Raw genomic sequence first — 5,937 nt, forward strand, 5'->3', positions numbered from 1 at the left:
CCGCAGTGATGGAGAGTGCGATGCCGAGCCTGCCCACGCGMCGAAGGCCMGCCCGGGGCCGCCGCCCCCGTTCTGGCCTTCGTCCTGGTGCTGGTCTCGGCGCTCCTCGCGCTCGGCGGCGCGGTGGCCCGTACCGCGACCGCCGCATCGGGCCAGCAGATCAACATCGCCGCCACCCACACCGGCATGTGTCTGGAGGTCGCCACCCAGACGGCGGGCGAACCCGTCAAGCAGCGGCGCTGTGCCGGACGGGAGGGCGCGCTGTGGTATTTGAAGGCGTCCTCGGCGTCCGGCGGAGCGGTGCACATCGTCAGCGTCCTCAGCGGCAAGTGCCTCGCGGTGAAGGACTCAAGTGCCGCTGACGGCGCCGCCGTCGTACAGAGCGACTGCGACAACCGGCCCGGCACCAGTTTCCAGTTCCAGGACCAAGGGGACGCCGCGGTGATCCAGCCGATGACGGCGAGCCCGCGCAAATGCCTTGAGGTCACCTCCTCCGCGATGACGGACGGCACACCGCTTCGCCAGTGGACCTGCGACGGCCAGCCGGGAGCCAACTTCACCCAGGGGACCTTCCGGGGGCTGCAGGAAGGCTGGATCAGGATCAGGCCGGGCAGCGCGCCGGGGCTTTGCCTGACCGAGGGGCGGGCCGGAGTCCTGAACGTCCCGGTCGCGGTGCAGCGTTCGTGTGCGCAGGCGGCCTCGCCGCGCACCTACCTGGTGCCGCAGGGCAACGGCCTGTTCAAGCTCCAGTGGCACAGCACCCAGTCGGGGGTGCGCTGCCTCATGGTGTTCCCCTTCAGCACGGTCCCCGATCTGCTGGAGACCACGACCGACTGCGCGACGGCCAACTCCTTCTACATCGAGGCGTCCGACACACCGGTGCCCAACACCTACCGCATCCACACGCTCTACACCCCCGACCAGAAGTACTGCGTGGGGATCACCGACCGCGCCACGTCCGAGGGCGCCACCGCCAAGCAGGAACCCTGCACCGACCGCACCGATCAAGTGTTCTTCATCGACTCCATGTGAAGGGCCGCGAGGGCACACCTGAGGGCAACCGAAGGCGCTCGGGACCCCGTTCGCCGCCGGTTGTCCGCGAACTACCCCGAAATTGTCCGTGATCGGTAACAGACGGATCCCCTGGCCTGCGTGTTTCGTCCTGCCAGGTGGTCGCAAGGTGACCGGGGTGTGGACTACGGACAGTGTGAAAAGGGGCGGACATGGCACGGCACGGTGGCGGGCGGGTCTGGTACGGCAAGATGGTCGGGGCCGCGCTCGGGGTGACGATCCTCGCCACCGGTGCCTCGGTGTGGACCGCGCAGGCCGGTTCGGCGGGTGACGCGCCGCCCAAGGCGTCCGCGCCCGAGAGTGCTGTGAAGCCGGTCGCGACGACCATCGCGCACGCCTCGGAGGCGGGGAAGCGCGGCATCAACATCACCATCGACGACGGCCCCGACCCCAAGTGGACCCCCGTCGTGCTCGACCTGCTCAAGGAGTACGAGGTGAAGGCCACGTTCTGCATGGTCGGCACGCAGGCCGAGGCCCACCCCGACATCGTGAAGAAGGTCGTGGCGGCCGGGCACCGGCTCTGCGACCACTCGGTGTCGCACAACACCGCCATGGACAAGCAGTCCGATGCCTACCAGACGAAGCAGATACTCGACGCCGAACGCATGATCACCAAGGCGTCCGGGGGAGTGCGGCCGATGTACTACCGGGCGCCCGGCGGCGCGTTCACCCCGCACAGCCGCAAGCTCGCCGCTTCCCGGGGGATGCGCCCGCTGGGCTGGAACGTCGACACCAAGGACTTCGAACGCCCGGGCACGGACGCCATCGTCGCCACCGTCGAGCGGGAACTGCCGAACGGACCCACCCTGCTCTTCCACGACGCGGGCGGCGACCGCACCCAGACCGTCGAGGCTCTCCGCCAACTCCTGCCAGAACTCAAGGAGCAGGGCTACACCTACGGCTTCCCGGTGCGCTGAGAGCCCGTGTCATATCCCGGGCCGGGCGTCCGACCGGGGATATGACACAGGCTCTGAACCACGGGTACCACGCGCCACCCGTCAGTGGGGCGTCGGTCCGGCCGTCTCAGGGCGCCGCCGGAGTGATCCTGATCCCGGCCACCGTGCCCTCGCCCCGCAGACTCAGCGTCGCCGGGCCCTCGTGACGTACGCAGTCCAGACGGCCGAGCGCGGTCCGCCGCCCGTGCGGTGGGCCGACGGTGATCCCCTCGGTGGTGGCCAGGACGAGAAGCGTCTCGCCCTCGGCGCACGCCAGTTCCGCGCCCCGCGCGGCGGAGACGGCGACGACCCGCACCTGTCCGGCCGCCCGGCCCCTGCGCGTCATCACGTTCACGTTGCGCACCGCGCCCGCCGCCAGCCGGCACTCCGTCGGCGCGTCACCGGGGAAGGCGAAAGGGCTCAACGGCCCGACGGACCTCGGGGTACCGTGCACGGTGAGCACCATGCCCGCGCCCTCGACCAGGGTGATCACACGGTCGACGCCGGGGAAGAGGGAGAACGGGCCCTCCGCGTCCACATCCGCGACACTCACCCGCCAGTCGAAGCCGTCCACGGACTCTCCGGACGTCCCCCGCACCGCGCCCGACGCGACCTCCCGGGTCACCCCGCCGCCGTTCTTCCATGGCACGGCGCGGTACTCGCTCCAGCGCAGAACTTCCCCGGCCACTAGACCCACCGCCTTCTTCCGCCACCTCACCCGAACCGCTCAGGCACATGATCGTCCCGTCCGGCCAGCGTACGTGCCCGCTGTACGTCCCGCCGGGCGCGGTGCGGCCTCGCGGGCCGTGCCGACCGACGGCCGACCACAACTGACGGGCCCGGCAGAGGAGTTCAGTCGCGCCCCCGCCCACTCCGGTCCGCACACCGATATACACTCTCGGTATACATGCCATGTACATTCCTCTCCATGTCCATCGGCCACGCCCTTCTCGGGCTCCTGGAATCAGGGCCCCGCCACGGTTATGACCTGAAACGCACCTTCGACGAGACGTTCAGACACGACAGACCGCTGCACTACGGGCAGGTCTACTCGACCATGTCCCGCCTGCTGAGGAACGGCCTCGTGGAGGTCGACGGGATAGAGGCGGCAGGAGGCCCGGAACGCAAGCGCTACGCCATCACCGAAGCGGGTGTCAGCGACGTCGGGCAGTGGCTCGCGACTCCGGAGAAGCCCGAGCCCTACCTCCAGTCGGCCCTCTACACCAAAGTCGTCCTCGCCCTGCTGACCGGACGCGACGCCGCCGAACTCCTCGACACCCAGCGCGCCGAGCACCTGCGCCTGATGCGCGTCCTCACCGACCGCAAGCGCAAGGGCGACCTCGCCGACCAGCTCATCTGCGACCACGCGCTCTTCCACCTCGAAGCCGACCTGCGCTGGCTCGAACTCACCGCCGCGCGCCTGGCCGGTCTCGCCGCGGAGGTGCGCCCCGCATGACCTCCGCCGAACCCCCGCCCACCGGTCCCTCGGCATGGCCGCGCGACCTCGGCCTCGGCATGCGCCTCGCCGTGTCGGGCGGCCGCGAGGGCTGGATACGTACGCTGCTCACCGCGCTCGGCGTCGGCCTCGGCGTCGCCATGCTGCTCGGCGCCGCCTCCGTACCCACCCTGCTGCGCGAACACAACGTGCGCGGCGACGCCCGCCAGCTCGGAGTCGGCACCACCGACCGGATCAAGCCCGGCGAGCGCACGATGCTCGCCGTCGACGCCTCCACCGAGTACCGGAACCATACGGTCGGCGGCTATGTGCTGCGCCCCGAGGGCGCCCGCCCGCCGCTGCCGCCCGGAGTCGACCGGGTGCCGGGCCCCGGCGAGATGGTCGTCTCCCCGGCGCTGAAGGACCTCCTCGAATCGTCCGAGGGCAGGCTCCTCAAGGAGCGCTACGACCGCCGCGTCGTCGGCACCATCGGCGAGGCCGGTCTGATAAACCCCTTCGAGCTGTACGTGTACGCGGGCAGCGACACCCTCACCACCGACCACGAGAGCGTCTCCCGGCTCGACCACTTCGGGCAGCACTGGCTGTCCCCCGCACTGGACCCGGTCCTGATCGTCCTCATCGTCCTGGCCTGCGTCGTCCTGCTCGTCCCCATCGCCGTCTTCATCGCGACAGCCGTACGCTTCGGCGGTGAGCGGCGCGACAAGCGGCTCGCCGCACTGCGGCTGATCGGCGCCGACGCCGCGATGGTCCGCCGGATCGCAGCCGGGGAAGCCCTGTTCGGAACCCTCGTCGGCATGGCCCTCGGCGTCGCGTTCTTCCTCCTCGCGCGCCAAGCGGTCGCCCACGTCGAGATGTGGCGGCTCTCCGCGTTCCCCGAGGACTTCTTCCCGGTGCCCGCGCTGGCCGTCATGGTCCTGCTCGCCGTACCGGTGGCCTCCGTCGCCGTGACGGTGTTCGCGCTGCGCTCGGTGACCGTCGAGCCGCTGGGCGTCGTACGCGACGGCCGGGTCCGGAGCCGCCGCATGTGGTGGCGTCTGCCGGTGCCGGTCATCGGCGTGCTGCTGTTGCTGACGGCGGGCGCGGCCGACGCGGTGGGCACCCAGGGCGTCATCCAGATCTCGGCGGGCATCACCCTCACCCTGACCGGCCTCGTCCTGGTGCTGCCCTGGCTGGTCGAGGCGGCCGTCCGGCGCATGCGGGGCGGCCCGGTGCCCTGGCAGCTCGCCACCCGCGGGCTCCAGTCGCACAGCGGCGCCGCGGGCCGCGCGGTCGCCGGGATCACCATCGCGGTCGCGGGCGGCATCGCCCTGCAGATGTACACCAGCGGCATCGACGACGACTTCACCACCCGCACGGGACAGGACCCCAGCCGGGCCCAGTTGGGCGCGAGCGCCGCTGTCAGCGGCGGACACCCGGCCCAACGGGTGGCCGACGCGTTCCGTACGACCAAGGGCGTCAAGAAGGCCGTCGTCACCGTCACCACCTCGGCGAGCCCGGCGGGCGCGGAGCGGGGACCCGACGGGACCGTGCCGTCGCTGTCGTTCTCCGTCGGCTCGTGCGCGTCCCTGCGTGAGACGGCGCAGCTGCCGTCCTGCTCCGACGGGGACGTTTTCCGGGTCACCCGCTCCCACGACAGCGGCCAGGACAGCGCCCTGGCCGAACTCGCCCGCCCCGGTACGCGCCTCGACCTCGGTGATCCCATCGACCTCTCGTCGGGGACGGCGGAACCGGTCCGCTGGACGCTCCCGCGCACCGCCCGCACGGTCGACTCGCGGCCGAGCCCCGAGGGCACCTACGTCGGCGGAATCCTGGCCACTGAGGCCGCCTTCGACACCGCGCGGCTCTCCGACGGCGTCACGAACGTGCGGATACGGGTCGACAGCGACGTGCCCGACGCCGTCGAGCGGGTGCGCAACACCGCGTTCCGGCTCGATCCGGCCCTGCGGGTCCACCACTTCCGTGCGGTCGAGAGCGATGAGGTGTACGAGAACATCCGCTCCAGCCTGTTCACGGCCGCGGCTCTCACCATGGCGCTGATCGCCGCCTCCATGCTCGTCTCGCAGATCGAGCAACTCCGCGAACGCCGCCGCCTGCTGTCGGTCCTCGTCGCCTACGGCACCCGCCGCTCGACGCTCGCCTGGTCGGTGCTGTGGCAGACCGCCATTCCCGTGGTCCTGGGCATGGCCGTCGCGGTCACGGGCGGGCTCGCGCTCGGCCGGCTGATGCTCCGCCTGGCCGGGGAGTCGGTCGCCGACTGGTGGGTCTTCCTGCCGCTGGCGGGCGTGGGCGCGGCGGCGATCGCGGCGGTGACCCTGCTGAGCCTGCCCGCGCTGTGGCGCCTGACGCGGACGGACGGGCTGCGCACGGAATAGCGTCCATCGGGCATGATCTGCGGCACGGGCCGGGCCGGGGCGGGAAGTGCCGTGGCAGACCGCCATTCCCGTGGTCCTGGGCATGGCCGTCGCGGTCACGGGC

The 5,937-nt window shown here is 71.4% G+C and carries 5 protein-coding genes; 4 read left to right on the top strand and 1 reads right to left on the bottom strand.

Features of this window, described 5'->3' with window-relative positions; translation table 11 throughout:
- The first annotated feature begins 87 nt into the window (after positions 1 to 87).
- Together AB8Z36_RS28105 and AB8Z36_RS28110 are read left to right on the top strand one after the other, a co-directional pair.
- The gene (locus AB8Z36_RS28105; protein WP_369216185.1) at positions 88 to 1,032 is read left to right on the top strand and encodes an RICIN domain-containing protein; all 945 of its coding nucleotides are present in this window, start codon (positions 88 to 90) and stop codon (positions 1,030 to 1,032) included.
- A gap of 191 nt (positions 1,033 to 1,223) precedes the next feature.
- Positions 1,224 to 1,988 carry a polysaccharide deacetylase family protein gene (locus tag AB8Z36_RS28110; protein ID WP_369216186.1) on the top strand — a complete coding sequence of 255 codons (765 nt, stop codon included), beginning with the start codon at positions 1,224 to 1,226 and terminating at the stop codon, positions 1,986 to 1,988.
- Between the two features lie 106 nt (positions 1,989 to 2,094).
- Here the strand turns inward: AB8Z36_RS28110 and AB8Z36_RS28115 are convergent, their stop codons facing one another.
- Positions 2,095 to 2,694, bottom strand: coding sequence for a HutD/Ves family protein (locus AB8Z36_RS28115; protein WP_369216187.1), 600 nt, complete (start codon positions 2,692 to 2,694; stop codon positions 2,095 to 2,097).
- A 240-nt stretch (positions 2,695 to 2,934) separates the two neighbouring features.
- Here AB8Z36_RS28115 and AB8Z36_RS28120 point away from each other — a divergent pair, with 240 nt between their 5' ends.
- Both AB8Z36_RS28120 and AB8Z36_RS28125 read left to right on the top strand, forming a co-directional pair.
- Positions 2,935 to 3,462 carry a PadR family transcriptional regulator gene (locus AB8Z36_RS28120; RefSeq protein WP_369216188.1) on the top strand — a complete coding sequence of 176 codons (528 nt, stop codon included), beginning with the start codon at positions 2,935 to 2,937 and terminating at the stop codon, positions 3,460 to 3,462.
- A complete protein-coding gene (locus tag AB8Z36_RS28125; protein WP_369216189.1) occupies positions 3,459 to 5,834 on the top strand; it encodes an FtsX-like permease family protein in 2,376 nt (791 codons plus the stop codon). Before AB8Z36_RS28120 ends, AB8Z36_RS28125 begins: the two co-directional genes overlap by 4 nt.
- Positions 5,835 to 5,937 lie beyond the last annotated feature (103 nt).

It is taken from the genome of Streptomyces flavofungini, assembly GCF_041028215.1.
Lineage (GTDB): Bacteria > Actinomycetota > Actinomycetes > Streptomycetales > Streptomycetaceae > Streptomyces > Streptomyces flavofungini_B.